General features: G+C 73.4%; 19 protein-coding genes. 5 read left to right on the top strand and 14 right to left on the bottom strand.

Annotation, left to right across the window (positions count from 1 at the left end; all coding sequences use genetic code 11):
• Positions 1-5: 5 nt before the first annotated feature.
• Both CP969_RS28615 and CP969_RS28610 read right to left on the bottom strand, forming a co-directional pair.
• The gene (locus CP969_RS28615; protein WP_026084807.1) at positions 6-2,324 is read right to left on the bottom strand and encodes a bifunctional salicylyl-CoA 5-hydroxylase/oxidoreductase; all 2,319 of its coding nucleotides are present in this window, start codon (positions 2,322-2,324) and stop codon (positions 6-8) included.
• A gap of 2 nt (positions 2,325-2,326) precedes the next feature.
• Positions 2,327-3,154, bottom strand: coding sequence for an enoyl-CoA hydratase family protein (locus tag CP969_RS28610; RefSeq protein WP_004982203.1), 828 nt, complete (start codon positions 3,152-3,154; stop codon positions 2,327-2,329).
• A gap of 200 nt (positions 3,155-3,354) precedes the next feature.
• On the opposite strand from CP969_RS28610, the gene CP969_RS28605 reads away from it, so the two are divergent.
• Positions 3,355-3,792, top strand: coding sequence for an ATP-binding protein (locus tag CP969_RS28605; RefSeq protein WP_004982205.1), 438 nt, complete (start codon positions 3,355-3,357; stop codon positions 3,790-3,792).
• 28 nt (positions 3,793-3,820) lie between these two features.
• Here CP969_RS28605 and argF read toward each other — a convergent pair whose 3' ends face one another.
• From argF to CP969_RS28585, 4 genes are all read right to left on the bottom strand, one after another.
• On the bottom strand, positions 3,821-4,828 hold the full coding sequence (gene argF / locus CP969_RS28600; protein WP_004982207.1) for an ornithine carbamoyltransferase: 1,008 nt from the start codon (positions 4,826-4,828) through the stop codon (positions 3,821-3,823).
• Positions 4,829-5,079: 251 nt separating this feature from the next.
• Positions 5,080-6,303, bottom strand: coding sequence for an arginine deiminase (locus CP969_RS28595; protein ID WP_004982209.1), 1,224 nt, complete (start codon positions 6,301-6,303; stop codon positions 5,080-5,082).
• Positions 6,304-6,441: 138 nt separating this feature from the next.
• Positions 6,442-9,012, bottom strand: coding sequence for a polynucleotide kinase-phosphatase (locus CP969_RS28590; protein ID WP_016824284.1), 2,571 nt, complete (start codon positions 9,010-9,012; stop codon positions 6,442-6,444).
• Positions 9,009-10,478: a 3' terminal RNA ribose 2'-O-methyltransferase Hen1 gene (locus tag CP969_RS28585; protein WP_016824285.1), complete on the bottom strand. Its 1,470-nt coding sequence runs from the start codon at positions 10,476-10,478 to the stop codon at positions 9,009-9,011. The genes CP969_RS28590 and CP969_RS28585 overlap by 4 nt, the downstream gene beginning before the upstream one ends.
• A 400-nt stretch (positions 10,479-10,878) precedes the next feature.
• On the opposite strand from CP969_RS28585, the gene CP969_RS28580 reads away from it, so the two are divergent.
• Positions 10,879-11,079: a hypothetical protein gene (locus tag CP969_RS28580; protein ID WP_016824286.1), complete on the top strand. Its 201-nt coding sequence runs from the start codon at positions 10,879-10,881 to the stop codon at positions 11,077-11,079.
• A 127-nt stretch (positions 11,080-11,206) separates the two neighbouring features.
• On the opposite strand, the gene CP969_RS28575 is transcribed toward CP969_RS28580, so the two are convergent.
• The 5 genes from CP969_RS28575 to CP969_RS28555 form a co-directional block, all read right to left on the bottom strand.
• The gene (locus tag CP969_RS28575; RefSeq protein ID WP_004982217.1) at positions 11,207-12,130 is read right to left on the bottom strand and encodes an LLM class F420-dependent oxidoreductase; all 924 of its coding nucleotides are present in this window, start codon (positions 12,128-12,130) and stop codon (positions 11,207-11,209) included.
• A gap of 85 nt (positions 12,131-12,215) precedes the next feature.
• A complete protein-coding gene (locus tag CP969_RS28570) occupies positions 12,216-12,686 on the bottom strand; it encodes a DUF6099 family protein (RefSeq protein ID WP_016824287.1) in 471 nt (156 codons plus the stop codon).
• 188 nt (positions 12,687-12,874) lie between these two features.
• Positions 12,875-13,249 (bottom strand): nucleotide pyrophosphohydrolase, encoded by a 375-nt coding sequence (locus CP969_RS28565; RefSeq protein WP_004982221.1) that lies wholly within the window; start codon positions 13,247-13,249, stop codon positions 12,875-12,877.
• Complete coding sequence (locus CP969_RS28560; protein ID WP_016824288.1) at positions 13,242-14,546, bottom strand: hypothetical protein; 1,305 nt, start codon at positions 14,544-14,546, stop codon at positions 13,242-13,244. The genes CP969_RS28565 and CP969_RS28560 overlap by 8 nt, the downstream gene beginning before the upstream one ends.
• A gap of 148 nt (positions 14,547-14,694) precedes the next feature.
• Positions 14,695-15,090, bottom strand: a complete 396-nt coding sequence (locus CP969_RS28555; protein WP_004982225.1) for a cell division protein SepF — start codon at positions 15,088-15,090, stop codon at positions 14,695-14,697.
• Positions 15,091-15,313: 223 nt separating this feature from the next.
• Between CP969_RS28555 and CP969_RS28550 the strand changes: the two genes are divergently transcribed.
• From CP969_RS28550 to CP969_RS28540, 3 genes are all read left to right on the top strand, one after another.
• A complete protein-coding gene (locus tag CP969_RS28550) occupies positions 15,314-15,769 on the top strand; it encodes a tellurite resistance TerB family protein (protein WP_004982233.1) in 456 nt (151 codons plus the stop codon).
• Positions 15,770-15,987: 218 nt separating this feature from the next.
• On the top strand, positions 15,988-17,334 hold the full coding sequence (locus CP969_RS28545; RefSeq protein ID WP_016824289.1) for a hemolysin family protein: 1,347 nt from the start codon (positions 15,988-15,990) through the stop codon (positions 17,332-17,334).
• On the top strand, positions 17,331-18,350 hold the full coding sequence (locus CP969_RS28540; protein WP_004982236.1) for a hemolysin family protein: 1,020 nt from the start codon (positions 17,331-17,333) through the stop codon (positions 18,348-18,350). Before CP969_RS28545 ends, CP969_RS28540 begins: the two co-directional genes overlap by 4 nt.
• Positions 18,351-18,456: 106 nt before the next feature.
• Here the strand turns inward: CP969_RS28540 and CP969_RS28535 are convergent, their stop codons facing one another.
• From CP969_RS28535 to CP969_RS28525, 3 genes are read right to left on the bottom strand one after another with little or no spacing between them, the layout of a single operon-like run.
• Positions 18,457-19,947, bottom strand: a complete 1,491-nt coding sequence (locus CP969_RS28535; protein WP_016824291.1) for a glycoside hydrolase family 3 protein — start codon at positions 19,945-19,947, stop codon at positions 18,457-18,459.
• A gap of 9 nt (positions 19,948-19,956) precedes the next feature.
• A complete protein-coding gene (locus CP969_RS28530; protein ID WP_016824292.1) occupies positions 19,957-20,787 on the bottom strand; it encodes a carbohydrate ABC transporter permease in 831 nt (276 codons plus the stop codon).
• A complete protein-coding gene (locus tag CP969_RS28525; protein WP_016824293.1) occupies positions 20,784-21,770 on the bottom strand; it encodes a carbohydrate ABC transporter permease in 987 nt (328 codons plus the stop codon). Before CP969_RS28525 ends, CP969_RS28530 begins: the two co-directional genes overlap by 4 nt.
• Positions 21,771-21,787 lie beyond the last annotated feature (17 nt).

The following is a 21,787-nucleotide window of genomic DNA, read 5'->3' as shown; positions in this document are numbered from 1 at the left end:
GGCCGTCAGCTCCCGAGCGACAGCCGGGGCCTGGGCGCGTCCGTGCGGCCGGTCCGCGGGGGCCGGCTCCCGGCCCGGTACGGGGCGGGCCAGTCGGCACCGGGCCCGGTGTAGCCCTGCTCGGCCGCCGCGTGGAGCGTCCAGTGCGGGTCGTACAGGTGGGGGCGGGCCAGCGCGCACAGGTCCGCGCGCCCGGCCAGGATCAGGGAGTTGACGTCGTCCCAGGAGGAGATGGCGCCGACCGCGATCACCGGGACACCCGCCCGGTGGCGGATGCGGTCGGCGAACGGGGTCTGGTACGAGCGCCCGAACTCCGGCTGCTCGTCGGCCACGACCTGCCCGGTCGAGACGTCGATCGCGTCGGCGCCGTGCGCGGCGAAGGCGCGGGCGAGGTGCACCGCGTCCTCGGCCGTGGTGCCGCCGTCGGCCCAGTCGGTGGCGGAGAGGCGGACGGTCATGGGCCGTTCCTCGGGCCACACCGCGCGCACCGCGTCGAAGACCTCCAGCGGGAAGCGGAGCCGCTTCTCCGGTGAGCCGCCGTAGGCGTCCGTGCGGTGGTTGGTCAGCGGGGAGAGGAAGCCGGAGAGCAGGTAGCCGTGGGCGCAGTGCAGTTCGAGCAGGTCGAAGCCGGCGCGCGCGGCCCGCACGGCGGCGGAGACGAACTGTTCCCTCAGGTCGGTGAGTTGGGCGCGGGACAGCTCGCGGGGGATCTGGCTGCCGGGCTTGTACGGGAGGGGGGAGGCGGCGACGAGGGGCCAGTTGCCGTCGTCGAGCGGTTCGTCCATGCCCTCCCACATGAGCTTGGTCGAGCCCTTGCGCCCGCTGTGGCCGAGCTGCACGCCGATCGCGGTGCCGGGGGCCCGCGTGTGCACGAAGTCGGTGATCCGCCGCCACGCCTCGGCCTGGCGGCCGGTCCAGAGGCCGGCGCAGCCGGGGGTGATGCGTCCCTCCGGGCTGACGCAGACCATCTCGGTCATCACCAGTCCCGCCCCGCCCAGGGCCCGGGCGCCCAGGTGGACCAGGTGGAAGTCGCCGGGGACGCCGTCCGCCGCGGAGTACATGTCCATGGGGGAGACGACGACCCGGTTGCGCAGCGTCAGGCCGCGCAGCCGGAAGGGGGTGAACATCGGGGGCGTGCCGGGCGGGCAGCCGAACTCGCGCTCCACGGCCCCGACGAAGCGCGCGTCGCGCAGCCGCAGGTTGCCGTGGGTGACGCGGCGGCTGCGGGTGAGCAGGTTGAAGGCGAACCGGCGGGGCGGCTGGCCGAGGTACAGGTCCAGGTTCTCGAACCACTCCAGGCTGGCCCGGGCCGCGCGCTGGGTGGACTCGACGACGGGCCGCCGTTCCGCCTCGTACGCGGTCAGCGCCTCCCGTACCGAGGGCTGCTCGCGCAGGGCCGCGGCCAGCGCCAGGGCGTCCTCGACGGCGAGCTTGGTGCCGGAGCCGATGGAGAAGTGGGCGGTGTGGGCGGCGTCGCCGAGGAGGACGACGTTGCCGTGCGACCAGCGGGCGTTGACGACCGTGCGGAAGGTGGTCCAGGCGGAGTTGTTGGACCTCAGCGGGCGTCCGCCGAGCGCCTCGGCGAAGATCTTGGCGCAGCGTTCGACCGTCTCGCCCTCGTCCGCCGCGTCGAGCCCGGCGGCGCGCCAGACCTCCTCGCGCATCTCGACGATCACGGTGGAGGCGCCCTGGTCCTGCGGTCCGGAAGTCCTCGTCGAGGGGCGGGGGCCGGACGACGGGCGGGCGTAGGGGTAGCCGTGCAGCTGCATCACGCCGTGCTCGGTCTCGGCGATCTCGAAGCGGAAGGCGTCGAAGGCGAAGTCGGCGGCCAGCCAGACGTAGCGGCAGCGGTGCCCGGTGATCCGGGGCCGGAACACGTCCGCGAAGGCCGCGCGGGTGGTGCTGTGCACCCCGTCGGCGGCGATCACCAGGTCGTGCGTCCGCGCCAGCCGCTCCGCGTCGGGCGCCTCGGCCCGGAAGCGCAGCTCCACCCCGAGGGAGCGGCAGCGCTCGTGCAGGATCCGCAGCAGCCGGCGCCGGCCGAGGGCGGCGAAGCCGTGTCCGCCGGAGGTGTGGCGCACGCCCCGGTGCACGATGTCGATGGCGTCCCAGCGCACGAAGTCCCGCTGGAGGGCCGCGTGGACCACCGGGTCTGCGTGCTCGATGCCGCCGAGCGTCTCGTCGGACAGGACGACGCCGAAGCCGAAGGTGTCGTCGGGGGCGTTGCGCTCCCAGACGGTGATCTCGCGGGCGGGGTCGAGGCGCTTGAGCAGCGCGGCGGCGTACAGCCCGCCGGGCCCGCCTCCGATGACGGCGACCCTCACGGCTACCGCCCCCGCCACTTCGGGGGGCGCTTCTCGGTGAAGGCCGCGTGGAACTCGGCGTAGTCCTCGCCGTTCATCAGCAGGGCCTGGGTGGCGGCGTCCAGTTCGACGGCGGCGGCCAGCGGCATGTCCAGCTCGGCCGTGAGCAGTGCCTTGGTCTGGGCGTACGCCAGCGCCGGACCGTCGGCCAGGCGGCGGGCGAGGGCCCGGGCGGCCTCGTCGGCGCCGCCCTCCTCGGCGAGCGCGCTGATCAGGCCGATCCGTTCGGCCTCGGGCGCCCGCACCGGCTCGCCCAGCATGAGCAGCCGGGTCGCGTGCCCGAGGCCGACCACCCGGGGCAGCAGGTAGGCGGCGCCCATGTCGCCGCCGGACAGGCCGACCCGGGTGAAGAGGAAGGCGAAGCGGGCGCTGGGGTCGGCCACCCGGAAGTCCGCGGCCAGGGCGAGGACCGCACCGGCGCCGGCCGCCACCCCGTGCACCGCGGCGACCACCGGGAACGGGCACTCCCGTACCGCCCGGACGACCTGCCCGGTCATCCGGTTGAAGTCGAGCAGCTGGGCGGTGTCCAGGGAGAGGGTCGCGCCGATGATCTCCTCGACGTCGCCGCCGGAGCAGAAGCCGCGTCCCTCGCCGGCCAGCACCAGGGCCCGCACGGCCCGTTCCCGGGACAGCTCGGCGAGCAGGTCGCGCAGGTCGGCGTAGGCGCCGAAGGTGAGCGCGTTGAGCCGGTCGGGGCGGGCGAGGGTGACGGTGGCGACGCCGTCGGCGAGGTCGACGCGCAGATGCTCCCAGCGGGTGGTGCGGGCGGCGGAGCCGGTGAAGGGACTCATGGGGGCGGCCTCCTCGGGCGGGCACGGCACTGCTCACTGAGCCCTACCCGGAGAAGCTGTCTTTTATTGGTGACCGTCGTCACGAGTACGCGATAAACCGCGCGGTTCACCGGTTCGACGCCCCCGCGTCGGGCCCCGTCGGGCGCGCCGTACCATGGCCGCTTGAAAGCAGGACAGCCTGCTCCCCGAACGGATCCGCTGTGTACGAACTCCCCCGAACCTCCGCTTCCTGGCGCGTAGCGCTGCCGCACACCACCGCGGCGGTGCCGGTGGCCCGTGCGCTGGTCCGCACGGCGCTGGCCGAGCGGGAGCACGCCGCCGACAGCGACACGGCGGAGCTGCTGACCGCGGAGCTGGTGGCCAACGCCGTGGAGCACACCTCGGGGAGGGGCCCGATCGAGCTGGTGGTGGAGCTGCTGCCGACCGGCTGCCAGGTGGAGGTGCACGACGCCGATCCGGCGCCGCCCGGCGATCTCACCCGCCCGGACCTCGGCGCGCCGGACCCCTGGCAGGAGCACGGGCGCGGACTGCTGCTGATCCGCGCCCTGAGCGCGTCGTGCGGCCACCGCCCCACCGCGTCCGGCAAGGCGGTGTGGTTCCGGCTGTCGGCGATCCCGAGCCAGCGGCGCCCCGCCTGACCGGACCCCTCCGCGGCGGGGCCGGGGCTCAGGCCAGGGTCGCCACCAGGACCGCCTTGATCGTGTGCAGGCGGTTCTCCGCCTCGTCGAAGACCACCGAGTGCGCCGACTCGAACACCTCGTCCGTCACCTCCAGCGACGACAGGCCGTGGGTCTCGTACACCTCGCGGCCGACCTTCGTGCCCAGGTCGTGGAAGGCGGGCAGGCAGTGCAGGAACCTGACGTCCGGGTTTCCGGTGGCGCGCAGGACGTCCATGGTCACCGCGTACGGCGCGAGGGCGGCGATCCGCTCGTCCCAGACCTCCTGGGGCTCACCCATGGAGACCCAGACGTCCGTGGCGACGAAGTCGGCGCCCGCGACGCCCTCGGCGACCTCCTCGGTGAGCGTGAGGCGGGCCCCGCTGGACGCGGCGAGCTCCCGGGCCCGGTCGACGACCTCCTCGGCGGGCCAGTAGGCCTTCGGGGCGACGATCCGGACGTCCATGCCCAGCAGGGCCGCGGTGACGAGGTAGGAGTTGCCCATGTTGAAGCGGGCGTCGCCGAGGTAGGCGAAGGAGATCTCCTCGAGCGGCTTGGCGCTGTGCTCGGTCATGGTGAGCACGTCGGCGAGCATCTGCGTGGGGTGCCAGTCGTCGGTCAGGCCGTTGTAGACGGGCACCCCGGCGTGCTCGGCGAGGGTCTCGACGGTGGCCTGGGCGTCGCCCCGGAACTCGATCGCGTCGAACATCCGGCCGAGCACCCGCGCGGTGTCCTTGGCGGACTCCTTCTTCCCGATGTGCGAGCCGCTCGGGTCGATGTACGTCGTCGAGGCGCCCTGGTCGGCGGCGGCGACCTCGAAGGCGCAGCGGGTGCGCGTCGAGGGCTTCTCGAAGATCAGCGCGATGTTCTTCCCCCCCAGGTACCGGATCTCGGTCCCGGCCTTCTTGGCGGCCTTCAGCTCCGCGGCCAGCTCGAGCAGGCCGCGGAACTCCTCCTCGGTGAAGTCCACCTCCTTGAGGAAGTGGCGGCCGGCGAGGGCGGTCGGAACTGTCGCCATGGGGCGCTCCAGGGGTGCAGGAACAGGGACGACTGGAATTCTATACGAGTGGCAGAATTTCTATGCGACCGGGTGCCGTGATCGGGACCGGACGGGTCCCGGGCGGTCCGGCAGGCTCCTGGTCAGGCAGCCCCGTGGTCCGGCAGTCCGGCAGTCCGGCAGTCCGGCAGTCCGGCAGTCCGGCAGTCCGGCAGTCCGGCAGTCCGGCAGTCCGGCAGTCCGGCGATCCCGCGGTCCCGCGGTCCGCCGGTCTAGACGGGATCCCGCTGGACCGGACAGCTCATGCAGCGCGGCCCTCCCCTGCCCCGTCCCAGCTCACTGCCCGGGATCTCTATCACCTCGATGCCCTGCTTGCGCAGGTGCGTATTGGTGGTGGCGTTCCGCTCGTAGGCGATGACGACGCCCGGCTCGACGGCCAGGACGTTGCAGCCGTCGTCCCACTGCTCGCGCTCGGCCGCGTGGACGTCCTGGGTGGCGGTCAGCACCCGGATCTCGCTGAGCCCCAGCGCGGCGGCGATCGCCCGGTGCATGTGCTCCGGCGGATGGTCGGTGACCTTCAGCTCCTTCTCCTCCACACCCGGCTCGATGGTGTACGAACGGAGCATGCCGAGCCCGGCGTACTGGGTGAAGGTGTCGCCGTCGATCATCGTCATCACGGTGTCGAGGTGCATGAGGGCGCGCCGCTTCGGCATGTCGAGCGCGACGATGGTCTCGGCGGAGCCGGCCGCGAAGAGTTTGTGCGCGAGCATCTCCACGGCCTGCGGCGTGGTCCGCTCGCTCATCCCGATCAGTACCGCGCCGTTGCCGATCACCAGCAGGTCACCGCCCTCGATGGTGGACGGGTAGTCGGCCTGCCCCCTGGACCAGACGTGGAAGGACTCCGCGCGGAACAGCGGGTGGTGCCGGTAGATCGCCTCGAAGTGCACCGTCTCGCGCTGCCGGGCGGGCCAGCGCATCGCGTTGATGGCGACGCCGTCGTAGATCCAGGCGGAGGTGTCGCGGGTGAAGAGGTGGTTGGGCAGCGGATCGAGCAGGAAGTCGTCGAGCTCCATGACGTGGAAGCGCACCGAGACCGGCTCCGGGTGGGCGTCCAGGAACTCCCGCTTGGTCATCCCGCCGACCAGCGCCTGCGCCAGCTCGCGCGCGGGAAACGTCTCGAAGACGGCCCGCAGGTGGTCGGTGGCCAGCGGACCGTACTCCTTCTCGTCGAAGACGCGGTCCAGGACGAGCGCACGCGCCGCCGGGATGTCCAGCGTCTCGGCGAGGAGGTCGCCGAAGAGGTGGACGGCGACCCCCCGCTCGCGCAGGACGTCGGCGAACCCGTCGTGCTCGGCGCGCGCCCGGCGCACCCAGAGCACGTCGTCGAAGAGCAGGGTGTCCTTGTTGCTGGGGGTGAGCCTTTTGAGCTCGAGATCGGGCCGGTGCAGGATGACGCGGCGCAGCCGTCCGGCCTCGGAGTCGACGTGGTAGGTCATGCCTCCATCCTGACCACCCGGGCGGGTGTTCACCCCTCTGCGGTCGGGTCGGGGACCGGCCCGTGTCCCCGGGGCGGCCCCGGGGCCCCGTTCGGGCCGGGCGGCCCCGTGCGGTGGCCGCCCGGCCCGGACCGTGCGCTACAGGCGCGGGTCCACCGGCTCCGACTCCAGCGCCAGGACGCCGAAGACCGCCTCGTGCACCCGCCACAGCGGCTCGCCCCCGGCCAGCCGGTCCAGGGCCTCCAGGCCGAGCGCGTACTCGCGGATCGCGAGCGACCGCTTGTGGTTCAGGAACCGGGCGCGCAGCCGGGCCAGGTTCTCCGGGCGGGTGTACTCGGGTCCGTAGATGATCCGCAGGTACTCGCGGCCCCGGCACTTGATGCCGGGCTGCACCAGGCGGCCCTCCGTGTCCCGGACCAGCGCGCCGACCGGCTTGACGACCATGCCCTCGCCGCCGCGTCCGGTCAGCTCCAGCCACCAGTCGACGCCGGCCCGCACCGACTCGGGGTCGGCCGTGTCGACGTGGAGGCGGCGGGTGGCCTGCAGCAGTCCGGTGGCGTCGTGCTCGACCAGGCGGTCCAGCAGGGCGAGCTGCTCGTCGTGGGGCAGGGCGGCGAGGCTGCGGCCCTGGACGGCGAGGATCTGGAACGGCGCCAGGCGCACGCCCTCCAGGCCGTCGGTGGTCCAGCAGTAGCGGCGGTACGCCCGGGTGAACGCGGCGGCGGCGCCGGCCCGTTCGCGCTGGCGCTCCAGCAGGTCCCCCACCTCCGTGCCCCGGGCCGCCGCGCCCTCCAGGGCGGCCAGGGCGGCCGGGAAGGCCGCGCCGGAGGCGGCGCCCACGGCGGCGTACTGCGAGCGCAGCAGCCCGGACGCCTTCAGCGACCACGGCATCAGCTCGGCGTCCAGCAGCAGCCAGTCCGTCTCCAGCTCGTCCCACAGACCGGCCCCGGTGACCGCCGTGCGCAGCCGGCCGAGGATCTCCTCCGTGACGGCGGCGTCGTCGAAGAACGGGCGGCCGGTACGGGTGTACAGGGACCCGGTGGCGCCCTCCGCCCCGAAGCGGCGAAGGGCCGTGCCGGCGTCCCGGCAGACCAGGGCGACCGCGCGAGAGCCCATGTGCTTCTCCTCGCACACGACCCGCGCGACGCCGTCCTCCCGGTACTGGGCGAAGGCCTCGACCGGGTGCTCCAGGAAGCCGTCGAGGCGCGAGGTGGCGGTGGGCGCCATGGTCGGCGGGAGGTACGGCAGCAGGCGCGGGTCGATCGCGAAGCGGCTCATGACCTCCAGGGCCGCCGCGGCGTTCTCCTCGCGGACGGACACCCGGCCCGCGTACCGGGTCTCCACCACCCGGCGGCCGTGCACGTCGGCGAGGTCCAGCGGGCGCCCCTCGTGGCCGCCGGGGGCCTCGGTGCGCAAGGGGCGGACCGGCTCGTACCAGACCCGCTCGGCCGGTACGTCGACCAGCTCCCGCTCCGGCCAGCGCAGCGCGGTGAGCCTGCCGCCGAAGACGGCGCCGGTGTCCAGGCAGATGGTGTTGTTCAGCCAGGTCGCCTCCGGGACCGGGGTGTGGCCGTAGACGACGGCCGCCCGGCCGCGGTAGTCCTCGGCCCAGGGGTAGCGCACCGGCAGGCCGAACTCGTCGGTCTCGCCGGTGGTGTCGCCGTACAGGGCGTGGCTGCGGACCCGGCCGGAGGTGCGGCCGTGGTACTTCTCCGGCAGGCCGGCGTGGCAGACCACCAGCCTGCCGCCGTCGAGGACGTAGTGGCTGACCAGACCGTCGATGAACTCCCGCACCTCGGCGCGGAACTCCTCGCTCTCCCCCTCCATCTGGGCGATGGTCTCGGCGAGTCCGTGGGTGTGCCGCACGTTGCGGCCCTTGAGGTGACGGCCGAACTTGTTCTCGTGGTTGCCGGGCACGCACAGCGCGTCGCCCGACTTCACCATGGCCATCACGCGGCGCAGCACGCCGGGGCTGTCCGGGCCGCGGTCGACGAGGTCGCCGACGAAGACGGCGGTGCGGCCCTCGGGGTGCACGCCGTCGACGTAGCCCAGCTTGCCGAGCAGTGCCTCCAGTTCGGCGGAGCAGCCGTGGACGTCGCCGATGACGTCGAACGGCCCGGTGAGGTGGGTGAGGTCGTTGAACCGCTTCTCGGTGACGACGGTGGCGTGCTCGACCTCCTCCACGCCGCGCAGGACGTGCACCTTGCGGAAGCCCTCGCGCTCCAGGTGGCGCAGGGAGCGGCGGAGTTCGCGGATGTGGCGCCGGACGACCCGGCGGGGCAGGTCGGCGCGGTCGGCGCGGGTGGCGTTGCGCTCGGCGCACACCTCCTCGGGCACGTCGAGCACGATGGCGATGGGCAGCACGTCGTGCTGCCTGGCCAGGTCGATCAACTGGCGCCGGGCGTCCTGCTGGACGCTGGTGGCGTCGACGACGGTGCGGCGGCCGGCGGCCAGGCGCTTGCCGGCGATGTGGTGCAGGACGTCGAAGGCGTCGCGGGAGGCGCTCTGGTCGTTCTCGTCGTCGGCGACCAGGCCGCGGCAGAAGTCGGAGGAGAGCACCTCGGTGGGCTTGAAGTGGCGGCGTGCGAAGGTGGACTTGCCCGAGCCGGAGGCGCCGACGAGCACCACGAGGGACAGGTCGGTGACGGGCAGGACCCGGCCCCGCGGCTGCGGGTTCCCGGTGTGCGGGGTCGTCTCGGTGGTGGTCATGCGGCCTGCGCCTCCTGCGCGGTCCCGGTGGTGAACACGGCCATCTGGGTGGGCGGCCCGACCTCGGGGTCGTCGGGTCCGACGGGTGCGAACTCCACCGTGTAGCCGTGGCGTTCGGCCACCTTCCCCGCCCAGGCGCGGAACTCCCCGCGGGTCCACTCGAAGCGGTGGTCGCCGTGCCGGACGTGGCCGGCCGGGAGGCTCTCCCAGCGCACGTTGTACTCGACGTTGGGGGTGGTGACGAGGACCGTCCGGGGGCGGGCCGCGCCGAACACCGCGTACTCCAGGGCGGGCAGCCGCGGAAGGTCGAGGTGTTCGATCACCTCGCTGAGCACGGCGGCGTCGTAGCCCTTGAGCCGGCGGTCGGTGTACGTGAGCGAGCCCTGGAGGAGCTTCACGCGCGCCGCCTGCCGCTCCCCCACGCGGTCCAGTCGGAGCCGCCGGGAGGCGATGGTGAGCGCCCGCATCGACACGTCGACGCCGACGATCTCGGTGAAGGACGGGTCCCGGAGCAGTTCCTGCACCAACTGGCCCTGGCCGCAGCCGAGGTCGAGCACCCGGGCGGCGCCCGAGGCGCGCAGCGCGGCGACGATCGCCTCCCGCCGCCGCACGGCGAGCGGGGCCGGCTTCTGCTCGGCGCCCTCCTCGGTCTCCGCCTCGACGGCGTTGTCGATCTCCTCGACGTCGGTGTCGTCCGCCTCGGCCAGCCGGACCAGCTCCAGCCGTTCCCTGGCCTGCCGGGTCAGCGACCAGCGGCGGGACAGGTAGCGGCTGGTGATCAGCTGCTGTTCCGGGTGCGCGGGCAGCCAGCCCTCGCCGGCGCGCAGCAGCTTGTCCACCTCGTCGGAGGAGACCCAGTAGTGCTTGGCGTCGTCGAGGACGGGGAGCAGCACGTAGAGGTGGCGCAGGGCCTCGGCGAGGGTGAGCGTGTCCGCCTCCAGGACCAGGTGCACGTACCGCGAGTCGCCCCACTCGGGGAACTCCGCGTCCAGCGCCACGGGCTCGGCGGTGACCGTCCAGCCGAGCGGTCCGAAGAGCCGGCCCACCAGTGCGGGGTCGCCGCGGGCGGGCAGCGCGGGCACCTCGATGCGCAGCGGGCGCGGCCGCGCGGGCAGTTCCGGACGGACGTGGCACACACCGCGCATCGCGCTGGAGAAGACGCCGCTCAGCGCCACGGCGAGGAGGGAGGAGGCCGCGTACGGGCGGTCGTTGACGTACCGCGCGAGCGCCGCGTCGGGTGCGCCGCCGCGGCCCTTGCCCTTGCCGCGCCGGACCAGTGCCACCGCGTCCACCTCCAGCAGCAGCGCCGCCGTGCAGCGCTCGGCGTCCGCCTCGGGGTAGAGGACGTGCGCCGTGCCGTGGGACAGCGTGGCCGAGAACGGGTTGTCGGGGTGCTTGTGGAGGAGGAAACCCAGGTCGGTGGCCGGGTACTGCTCGTCACCCGTGGTCGAGATCGTCAGGAACACCTGTCCGAGTATGGGTGCCGGCGGGCCGGGGCGGTACTGGATTATCCCAGGGCGGCAGGAGGGCCCCGGCCCTGTCGGCGGGGGACCCGCAGGGCTCTGCGAAGGGCGGCCGACCGAGGTCCCGGGTCCCGGAGACGCAGCGGAGCCGGACACCCCCTCGTGTCACCTCCGGGGGCTCGGGCCGCCGGGCGGGCCTCGCCGTTCACCTCGCGGACGGCGTGACGGCGCGCCCCCTCCGCACGCTATTACCATGTGTCATATCACTCTTACGCACCGTTACTTCGCCGCATCCTGAGGGCAGACCCACTTCACAGTGGCCCGACGCACAAGCACACCGGTCGCCGCCTGGACTTCCCGGCAGGAGCGGCGTTCGGTGAGCGGGCACCCAGGAGGTACTGCCATGAGTGTGATCCCGGCGAACCCACTTCCCATCCCCCGACCGCGACACTGGGCTGCCGTCCTCGTCGTCATCGTGGTCGTCTGCGTCCCCGTCGCACAGATCCAGGACGTCCTGACCGACTTGATCGCGCTGTCCGCGGTCCTGGTCTGCGGCTCCGCGGTGAGCGCGGGATCGGCCCGACGGCCGCAGACGCCCGTGTGAGCGCCGACCGGGCCCGACGAGGACTCCCCCCTCCCGGCCTCCCCTTCCCCAGAAGGCCGGGAGAGAGCCGCTCGCGCCCGTTCCGGCGTCCGCCCGCGCGCACGGGGTCGTCGCGGCCGTGCGCGTGTTACGACAGCTGGGCCTGGACCTGGGAGGAGATCAGCTCCAGGTGGTCGAGGTCGTCCAGGTCGAGGAGCTGGAGGTAGATCCGGCCGGAGCCGATCCCGGCGTAGCGGCCGATCTTGTCGACGACCTCGGCCGGGGAGCCCGCCAGGCCGTTCGCCTTGAGCTCGTCGACCTCGCGGCCGATGGCGGCCGCGCGGCGGGCGACCTCCTGGTCGTCCTTGCCGACGCAGACGACGAGGGCGTTGGAGTAGACGAGGTCGTCCGGGTCCCGGCCGGCCTCCTGGGCCGCGGCGCGGACCCGGCCGAACTGGCGCTCGCTGTCCTCGAGCGAGGCGAAGGGGATGTTGAACTCGTCGGCGAACCGTGCGGCCAGCCGCGGGGTGCGGGTCGCGCCGTGGCCGCCGATGAGCACCGGCACCTTGCGCTGGGCCGGCTTGGGCAGCGCCGGGGACCGCGTGAGGTCGTAGTACGTGCCGTGGAAGTCGAAGGTCTCGCCGACCTCGGTGGCCCACAGGCCGGTGACGATCTCCAGCTGCTCCTCGAGGCGGCCGAACTTCTCCTTCGGGAAGGGGATGCCGTACGCCTTGTGCTCCTCCTCGAACCAGCCCGCGCCCAGGCCCAGTTCGACGCGGCCGCCGGACATCTGGTCGACCTGCGCGACCTGGATGGCGAGCACTCCGGGGAGGCGGAAGGTACCGGCGGTCATCAGCGTGCCGAGCCGGATGCGCTCGGTCTCGCGGGCGAGGCCGGCGAGGGTGATCCAGGCGTCGGTGGGGCCGGGCAGACCGTCCACGGAGCCCATCTTGAGGTAGTGGTCGGAGCGGAAGAAGGCGTCGAAGCCGAGGTCCTCGGTGGCCTTGGCGACGGTGAGGAGGGTGTCGTAGGTGGCCCCCTGCTGGGGCTCGGTGAAGATGCGGAGATCCATACGGTCCATCCTGCACGCCGGGGTGTCCCGGCTGCGCCCGGCCCCCGGTGTGCCCCGCGGTCCGCGGCCGGCGCCGGGGGCGCGGTCAGCCGGCCTCCCGCTCCGACAGGGCCTGCTCGCGGTCGGCCAGTTTGCGGAGCATCTCCAGGACGCGGTCCCGGGACTCGTCCGCCGCGTCGATGGCCTCCATGCACTGCCAGTACATGGCCTCGTCGTCCGCGGAGCAGGCGAGGCCGACCAGGGCGATGCCGACCTCGCCGAGCAGACCTCCGAGGTACAGCAGGCACTGGCGGGCCTCGCCCAGTTCGGTGAGCTGGGCCGCGCGCAGTTCCCCCGGGCCGAGATCGGGGGTGCCCAGCACACCGCAGCCGCGGCCCGCCAGCTCCGTCAGCCCCAGTGCCTCGCCGCGCAGTTCCGGTGGCCCGGCGACCGCGAGGCGGCTGCCTATCGCCTGCGCGAGGGCCTGCGCCTGCCACACCTCGGTCAGCAGTTCCGGCACGCCCCCGCCCGCGGCCAGGGCCCGCCTGCTCGTCACGATGAGCCGCACAGCGTCCATGCGCCGCCCCGCCTTCTTCCGCCCGAACTCCCTTGTCCACTACCCAGAGTGAGGGAGTGTGAGACAAAAAGCCAGAGGAAGACCGAAATCTTCGGACACTCGTACCCATTCAACCGCTTCACCGACTACGGAGAGTGAGAGTGGGTTCCCTCCTCCGAGGCTCGCGGGACACCTTCCCAGGGGCGCCGTCAACGGGGGAACCTGTGCTCGTTGCGGTCGATCTTGGCGGCCAGGGCGGCCAGCGGGTCGATGCCGAGGACCTCGCACAGCTGGAGGAGGTAGGCGAGGACGTCGGCGACCTCGTCGGTGACGCGGTGCGCGGTGCCGGGGTCGTCCATGACGCGGGCGGACTCCTCCGGCGTCAGCCACTGGAAGATCTCGACCAGCTCGGACGCCTCCACGCTGAGCGCGGCGACGAGGTTCTTCGGGGTGTGGTACGGCTGCCAGTGCCGTGCGGCGGCGAACTCGGCGAGGCGGCGCTGGAGTCCCGCCACGTCGAGGGGCTCGCGCGGGTCCCCGTCGGCGGGCGGGACCGGGGCGGTGTCGTCGTCCGGATCAGTCACGGTCCAGGTGTACCACCGTCACCCCGTCCACCTCCGCGGCCCAGGAGGCGTCGCTCACCGCGCCGACCAGCCGGATGTGCCCGCGCTCGCACATCCGCGCCGCCAGCCGCAGCAGTTCCGCGCGCTGGAGCGGGTCCAGTGCCCGGTCGAGGCCGTCGGCGAGCACCGTGAGGGTCTGCAGCGCGGCGGGGACCTCGCCGGGCGCGTCGACCTCCAGTACGCCGGGTCCGGTGAGCAGCACCAGCGCGAGGGCGGTGTAGCGCAGCTCGCCGTCGCCCAGCAGCCGCAGGTCGGTACGGGTGCCGTCGCCCCGGGCGAGCAGGGCGCGGACCCGTCCCGCGCCGTAGGGCTCGGCGAGCAGGTCGGCGACCGGTCCGGCGCATCCGGCGCGCACCGCGGCCACGAGGAGCGCGTGCCGGCGTCCGCACTCCACGCGGGTGCGCCACAGCACCTCGGCGAGGTTGTCGCAGCCGCCGAGCAGCCGGCCGGTGCCGGCCGGCACGGGGGCGCGCATCCGGTCGGGGCGGGGGTCGCAGGGGAAGACGGAGCGCAGGGCGACCACCATCTGCTCGGCGGCGGCGAGCACCTTGCGCTGTCCGGGCGTCGTGCCGGCGACGCGCAGCGGCAGCAGCGCGGTGCCGAGGCGGTCGTCCGGCAGGGGGGCGCGGGTCACCGGGGTCGCCCCGGCCGTGTGCCAGGCGGCCTGCACCGTGCGGCGCCGGGGATCGCGCAGCGCGGTCTCCAGCAGGACCTGCCCGTCCGCCGTGAGCCGCTCCCCCACGATCCGCAGCTCCGGTTCGGCCTGGACGGCGATCTCGAGCCGGACGGGGCCCTCGGGGCCGTCGGCGGTGCAGCCGATGCGGAAGCCGCGGCGGCGCTGGGCGTCGGCCCGGGCCCGCTCCGGCACGCAGGCGCCCGGGTCGGGGAACGCCTCGTCGAGTCCGGCCCCGCCGCCGAGCCGGGCGAGGGCCTCGTAGGCGCGCAGGGCGCTGGTCTTGCCGCTGCCGCTGGGGCCGGCGAGCAGGGTGAGCGCCCCGAGGGGGAGACCGACGCCGCGGTGCCCGGCGAAGGCGGACAGCAGCAGCTCGGTGACGCGCGGCCGGTCGGGGTGTCCCACGGTGCCGTCGGGGCGGGTGCCCGACCGGGGCAGCGGACGGTCGGCGGGCCCGGTGGGCGGTGCGGCCGGTGCCGTGTCCCGGTCGGCGGGGGACGGCGCCGGGCCCGCGCCGGGGGCCGGGGGCTCGATCGACGGGCTCGTGTCCGGGTGGGGCGGGGAGGTCGGGGGAGGCGGGGTCATGTGCGGGGATGCTAGGGCGCCGATGCGGGGCGAACCGTTCCGCTCGGGCCGTCTTCCCACGTTCGGGCGGCGCGTCCGCCATGAGCGCTCACTCCCCCGAACGCCTCGCGCGCCTCTGCCCGCCTCCTGGCACCCGGCGGCACGCCGCTCACGCTCCCGGAACCCCGATGCCCTCCATCAGGCCGGTCACCTCCGTGCCGGCCGGGGACAGCAGGAACACGTTGCGGTCCACGCGGTGCATGCCGCTCGCCAGGCCGAAGACGACCCCCGTGCTGAAGTCCAGGACCCGCTTGGCGACCTCCGTCTCCGCCCCCGTCAGGTCGAGCAGCACCGGTATCCCGGCCATCAGCGTCTCGGCGACGTCGCGGGCGTCCGCGAACACGTTCACCCGCAGGACGACGAAGCGGCGTCGCGCCTCGGTCTCGGCTTCGGGCACGGCCCGGTGATCCACCGCGGACGGCCAGGCGTCACGGCCCCGCAGCGGCACGACCTGGGCGAGCCCCTCCCACTGTTCGTCGGTGACATCGCGGCTGCTCACCGGCATGCTCCGTCCTGGGTCGCGCTGGCTGTCTGCATCGGTCAATTCTTACGCATGGTCACCCGTTCGGCTCAACAACGACACGCTCCGCCATCTCGGGGCACTCCTGCCGGACCGCCCGTGGGCCGGGGACTTCTCCGCCGCGCTGCTAAGTTCTACATTGTTGTAGATATTCCGGGGCCGCGGTGCGCCGCGAGGCGGCCGGCCCCGCCCGATCACTGGAGTGCGCATGGCCCTGTGGGACCGCATCAAGGAGTCCGCGTCGCAGATGCAGACGCAGCTGGAGGCGAAGAAGAACGACCTGAAGAGCGGCGCGTTCCGCGACGCGAGCATGGCCATGTGCGCCCTGGTCGCCGCCGCCGACGGCTCCGTCGACCCGTCCGAGCGGCAGCGTGTGGCGCAGCTCATCGCCACCAACGAGGTGCTGCGGAACTTCCCCGCCGACGACCTGCGCCGCCGCTTCGAGGCGAACCTCGACAAGCTGGCCGCGGACTTCGCCTTCGGCAAGGTGAGCGTGCTCCAGGAGGTCGCCAAGGCGAAGAAGAAGCCGGCCGAGGCGCGGGCGGTCGTCCAGATCGGCATCGTCATCGGCGGCGCGGACGGCCACTTCGACCAGGACGAGCGGGCGGTCGTGCGCGAGGCGTGCTTCGCGCTGGGTCTGGCACCGCACGAGTTCGACCTCTGATTCGACCTTCCGAGCGGCGCGGGTGCCCACCGGCCGGTGCCGAGGACACCGGCCGGTGGTCCCGGGAACACGGGCCGGGTGACAATCGTTGCACCCCGTACCGACCACACGTGAGGAGTCACCTGCTTGTCCGCCAGACCGACGGACCCCCCGGGACACAGTCCCGGACCATCCCGCCACAGCACTGTTGACCGCGGCACCCGGCGGGGTGGTGTTCGGTGAGTGCCGCCGAGGCGCTGCTGGGCCTGCTCGCCGTGTTCGTGCTCACCGCCGGCACCGGCTACTTCGTCGCCCAGGAGTTCGCCTACGTCTCCGCCGACCGGCTCGCACTCGCCCGTGAGGCCGAGGCCGGGGACCGCAAGGCCGCCCGCGCCCTGAAGGTGCTGCAGCGGCTGTCGTTCATGCTGTCGGGCGCCCAGCTCGGCATCACCGTCACTGGCCTGGTCGTCGGCTTCATCGCCGAGCCGTCGGTGTCCGCGCTGCTCAGGCCCGCGCTGTCCGGCCTCGGCCTGCCGGACGCGGCCGTGAGCGGCATCTCCGTGGTGCTGGCCTTCGTCCTCGCCACCGTCGTGCAGATGGTGCTGGGCGAGCTGGCCCCGAAGAACCTCGCGATCGCCGTGCCGGAACGGCTGGCGAAGTCGCTGGCCGGCTCCACCCTGGCGTACCTGAAGGTCGTCGGGCCACTCGTGCGGATCTTCGACAGCGCGGCGAACAGGCTGCTGCGCCGCGTCGGCATCGAGCCGGTCGAGGAGCTGCACCACGGCGCCACGCTGGAGGAGCTCGGCCACCTGATCGGCGAGTCCCACGAGAGCGGCGCGCTGCCCGGGGACACCGCCACCCTGCTGGACCACGCGCTGGACTTCTCCGAGCGCACCCTGCGGGAGGTGATGGTGCCGCGCGCGGACGCCGTGTTCGTGCGCAGGGACGCGAGCGCCGAGGAGGCGGTCGGGCTGATCGCCGCCCACGGCCACTCGAACTACCCCGTGCTCGGCGACCACCCCGACGACGTCGCGGGCGTGCTGGGCGTGCGCGAGCTGATGGCGCTGCCCGCCGACCGGTTCGCCGGCACCACCGCGGGCGCGGTGGCCCGCCTGCCCCTGCTGCTGCCGGACACCCTCGAGCTGCCCGACGCGGTGGCGCGGATGCGCGAGCAGGACGACGAGTTCGCCGTCGTCCTGGACGAGCACGGCGGCGTGGCCGGCATCGTCACCTACGAGGACATCGCCGAGGAGCTCGTCGGGGACATCGCCGACGAGACCGACCGGGTCACCGAGGCGGCGGTCGCGGACGGCGACGGCTGGCTCGTGGACGCCGGCCGCCGGCTGGACGAGGTGGCCGAGGCGACCGGTGTGCACCTGCCCGAGGAGGACGACTACGACACGGTGGCCGGGCTGATCGTGGACCGGCTGGGCCGCTTCCCCGCGGTCGGTGACCGGATCACCGTCGCGCTGCCCGCGGGCGGCGGCGCGGTGATCGACGTCCGCACGCTCGACCGGCACGTGGCCGAGCGCGTGCGGATCACCCCCCTGGTGGAGGAGCGGAAGACGACGGAGGAGCCCGCATGAGTTTCCCGATGGCCCTCTTCGTGACCGTGCTGCTGCTGATCGGCAGCGGGTTCTTCGTGGCCGCCGAGTTCGCGCTGGTCGCCGCCAAGCGGCACCGCATGGAGAAGGCGGCGGCCGAGGGGCGGCGCGGCGCGGGTGCCGCGCTGGCCGGGATGCGCGAGCTGTCGCTGATGCTGGCCGGTGCCCAGCTGGGCATCACGGTGTGCACGCTGGGTCTCGGCTCGGTGTCCAAGCCCGCGATCTCCCACCAGCTGGACCCGCTGCTGCACGGGCTGGGGCTGCCCAGCGCGCTCAGCTACGGGGTGGCGTTCGCCGTCGCGATGATCGTGGTGGTGTTCCTGCACATGGTGGTCGGCGAGATGGCGCCCAAGTCGTGGGCGATCGCCCACCCGGAGCGCTCCGCGATGCTGCTGTCCCCGCTCTTCAGGGCGCTGGTGAAGGCCGTACGGCCGCTGATCCGGCTGCTCAACTCGGTGAGCAACGGGCTCGTACGGCTGTGCCGGGTGACCCCGCGCGACGAGCTGGCCCCGGTCCACGACCGCGAGCAGCTCACCCACCTGGTGGCGGAGTCCGAGCGGCTCGGTCTGATCAGCGCGGCCGACTCGCAGCTGCTGACGCGTTCGCTGACCGAGCCGGGGACACCGGTCGGTGCGCTGTGCGTCCCGGCCGAGCGGATCACCTCGGTCGAGGGCGGCGCCGGCATCGACGAGCTGCTGCGGGTGGCCACCGCCCACGACCGCACCCGGCTGCTGGTCCGCGAGGGCGCCGCGGTGCTCGGCACGGTGCACGCCCGTGACGCCCTGGTCGCCCGGGCCCGCGGCCGGGCCACGCACGCCCGTGACCTGGCCCGCCCGGTGCCGGAGGTGACGGACGGCACGACGGTCGCCGAGGCGATCGACGCGCTGCGCCGCCGCCGGGCCACCCTGGCGGTGGTCCGCGACGGCACGGGCCGGCTGACGGGCATGATCACGCTGGACGACCTGCTGGCCCGGCTGGTGCAGCCGGCCGCGGGCTGAGCCGGCGGGCCCGCGCCCCTCCGCCGGGACGGAGAACCCGACACGGGAAAAACGGGAGAACCGGTCCCGGGCGTCCACCGCCCGGGACCGGTTCTTCCGTGGGGGGTCAGCCCGCGACGACCGCCTCCGCGGCCGCCACGCCGCAGACGCGGGCCGCGCCGTGGGTGGCGATGTGCGGGGCGCCGCGCGGGGAGGCCTGCGGCACGCCCATCTCCACGACCACGGTGTCCGGGTCGGCGGCGAGCAGGGTGTCCAGGGCCGTGCGCATCCACGGGTGCCGGTGCTCGTCGCGGACCACGGCGACCACCCGCCGGCCGCCGGCCGCCTTCAGCGCCTGCTCACCGGCGTCGGGGCCGGTGAAGAAGCCGGTGGTGGTGCCCGGCAGCAGCCGTTCCAGCTCCGCTCCGACGCCCCAGGGCGTCTCGTCGCCCACGGCGATGTTCGCGACCGGGGTGAACGTGGCCACGTAGACCGGCCCGGCGGGCGGGGCGGTGGGCCGGGAGCGGGTGACGGTCACCGCGCGGCGGGCCGCCGTGAGGCCGACCTCCGGCCCGGACGCGTCCGCCGGGAGCGGGGACGGCCGTGCCTTCGTGGTCCAGTCGGCCAGGGCGCGGACCCGGGCGGCGGCGTCCGCCAGCCGTTCCTCGGGCAGTTCGCCGGAGCGGACGGCCGTGACGAGCGCGTCCTGCAGGCGCTGCACGGTGTCCTCGTCGCAGAGACCGCCGCCCACGCAGATCGCGTCCGCGCCGGCGGCGATGGCCAGGACGACGCCGTGCTCGAGCCCGTAGGTCGCGGAGACGGCCCGCATCTCCATGCCGTCGGTGACGATGAGGCCCTGGTAGCCGAGTTCGCCGCGCAGCAGGTCGGTGAGGATGCGGCGGGAGAGCGTGGCCGGGCGGTCCGGGTCGAGGACGGGGACCCGGATGTGCGCGCTCATGACGGCGCGGGTGCCGGCCTCGATCGCCGCCCGGAACGGCCGCAGTTCGCGCTCGTCGAGGGTCTTGGCGTCGAGGTCGATGTGCGGGAGCGCGTGGTGCGAGTCGACGCCGGTGTCGCCGTGGCCGGGGAAGTGCTTGGTGCAGGCGGCGACGCCGGTGGACTGCAGGCCCTCGACGTAGGCGGCGGTGTGCCGGGCCACCAGGTGGGGGTCCCCGCCGAAGGAGCGGACGCCGATCACCGGGTTGTCGGGGTTGGCGTTGACGTCGGCCGACGGCGCCCAGTTGAGGTTGACCCCGCACGCGGCCAGGCGGCGGCCCAGTTCGCGGGCGACGTCCCGGGTGAGGTCGGTGTCGTCGACGGCGCCGAGGGCGTGGTTGCCGGGGAAGGAGGATCCGGTGCGCACCTCCAGGCGGGTGACGTCGCCGCTCTCCTCGTCGATGGCCACCAGGAGGTCGTCCCGCTCGGCCCGCAGTTGCGCGGTGAGCGCGGCGACCTGCTCGGCGCCGGTGACGTTGCGGCCGAAGAGGGCGACGGAGGCCAGCCCCTCGCCCAGCCGGCGGCGCACCCAGTCGGGCGCGGTGGTGCCGTCGAAGCCCGGCTGCAGCACGGCCAGCGCGTCCCGGGTGAGGGTGTCGGTGCCGGTGGTGAATGTCGTCATCGGGTGGCGTTATCCCTTCACTGCGCCCGCGGTGAGGCCGCTGACGGCCTTGCGCTGCAGGAAGACGAAGAGGATCAGGATCGGGACGGCGAACAGGGACGAGGCTGCCATGGTGGCGCCCCAGTCGTTGCCGAACTGGGTCTGGAACCGGGACAGCCACAGCGGCAGGGTCTGCGCCCCGGCGTCCTTGTTGAGCACCAGGACCAGCGCGAACTCGTTCCAGGCGGTGATGAAGCCGAACAGCGAGGTGGCCATCAGACCCGGGGCGAGCAGCGGCAGGATGACCCGGCGGAACGCCTGGGCGCGGGTGCAGCCGTCGACCATCGCCGACTCCTCCAGCTCCTTCGGCACGGCGGCGACGAAGCCGCGCAGCGTCAGGATGGTGAAGGGCAGGATCATCATCGTGTAGAAGAGGGTGAGCGGCACGAGGCTGTTCAGCATCGAGGCGTCCCGCACGATCATGTAGATCGCGATGATCATGACTTCCCAGGGCGCCATCTGGGCCAGCATGAAGCCGATGACGAAGCCGCGCCGCCCCTTGAACCGCATCCGTGCCAGGGCGAAGGAACCCGCCAGCGCGATGATCAGCGAGAAGGTGACGGCCAGGACGGTGACGGTCAGCGAGTTGCGGACGTACGTCCAGAAGTGCTCGACGCCGGTCGCTGTTCTGAAGTGTTCGAGGGTGACGTCGGTCGGGAACCAGACCGGGTCCTCCGCGATGATGTCGCCGGTCGGCTTGAAGGCCGTGGCGAACATCCAGTACACGGGGAAGACGCAGCCGACGAACAGGACGACGGCCGTGACGTTGGGCCACAGGCGGCCGAAGAGCGAGCGCCTCACAGCTCGTCCTCCTCTTGCTTGAGCACGATCCTGAGGTAGTAGGCGGTCAGGCCGAGCAGGATCAGGATGGTCAGGACGGCGATCGCCGCGCCCATGCCGTAGTGCTGGTTGCCGATGCCCTCGACGTAGGCGTAGACGGGCAGGATCTCGGTGAGCCGGTCGGGACCGCCCCCGTTGAAGAGGAGGACCTGGGCGAACGCCTTGAAGACCCAGATGACCTCCAGGAAGGTCGTCGCGTAGAGGAACGGCCGCAGGAACGGCAGGGTGACCGCGGTGAAGCTCCGCCAGGTGCCGGCGCCGTCGAGGGACGCGGCCTCGTAGAGCTCGTTCGGGATGGTGGTCGTCGCCGCGTACATGTTGATGGCGACGAACGGGACGGACATCCACACGATCAGCACGGTGACGACGAAGAAGGTCGACATCTGGCTGCTGGTCCAGCTGTAGTCGGCCATGGAGTGCCAGCCGAGCTTGTCCAGGACCCAGTTGACGACGCCGAAGCGCTGGGCGAACAGCCACTGGTAGACGGTGGTGGCGGCGACGATCGGCATGGCCCAGGCCAGCACCAGGCCGATCAGCAGGGTGAACCGCATCCGCTTGCCGAGGCGGGCGAGCAGCAGGCCGATCAGCGCGCCCAGGATCATGATCAGGGCGACGTTGGTCGCCGTGAACAGGATCGAGCGGAGGGTGACCCGCCAGAAGTCCTCGCTGGTGAGGGTCTCCTTGTAGTTGTCGACGCCGTTCCACTCGGTGGCGTGCTGGATCAGCTGCGCCATGTTGAGGTTCTGGAACGACAGCAGCACGTCCTTCAGCAGCGGCCAGCCGAGCAGCAGCACGGTGGCCGCGCAGGCGGGCAGCAGCAACAGGTACGGGCCGAGCGCGCCGGCGCGCGACGCCGCTCGCGGGGTCGGCGTGCCGGGTCCCCCGTCGTCCGCCTTGCGGACGTCCGCCGGGCCGGAGGGCGGCCGTTCGGTCTGCACGGTCATGCTCGCGATCTCTCTTC

The sequence above is a fragment of the Streptomyces viridosporus T7A genome (assembly GCF_008704515.1).
GTDB lineage: Bacteria > Actinomycetota > Actinomycetes > Streptomycetales > Streptomycetaceae > Streptomyces > Streptomyces viridosporus.
This window is presented reverse-complemented; position numbering and strand designations above follow the sequence as displayed.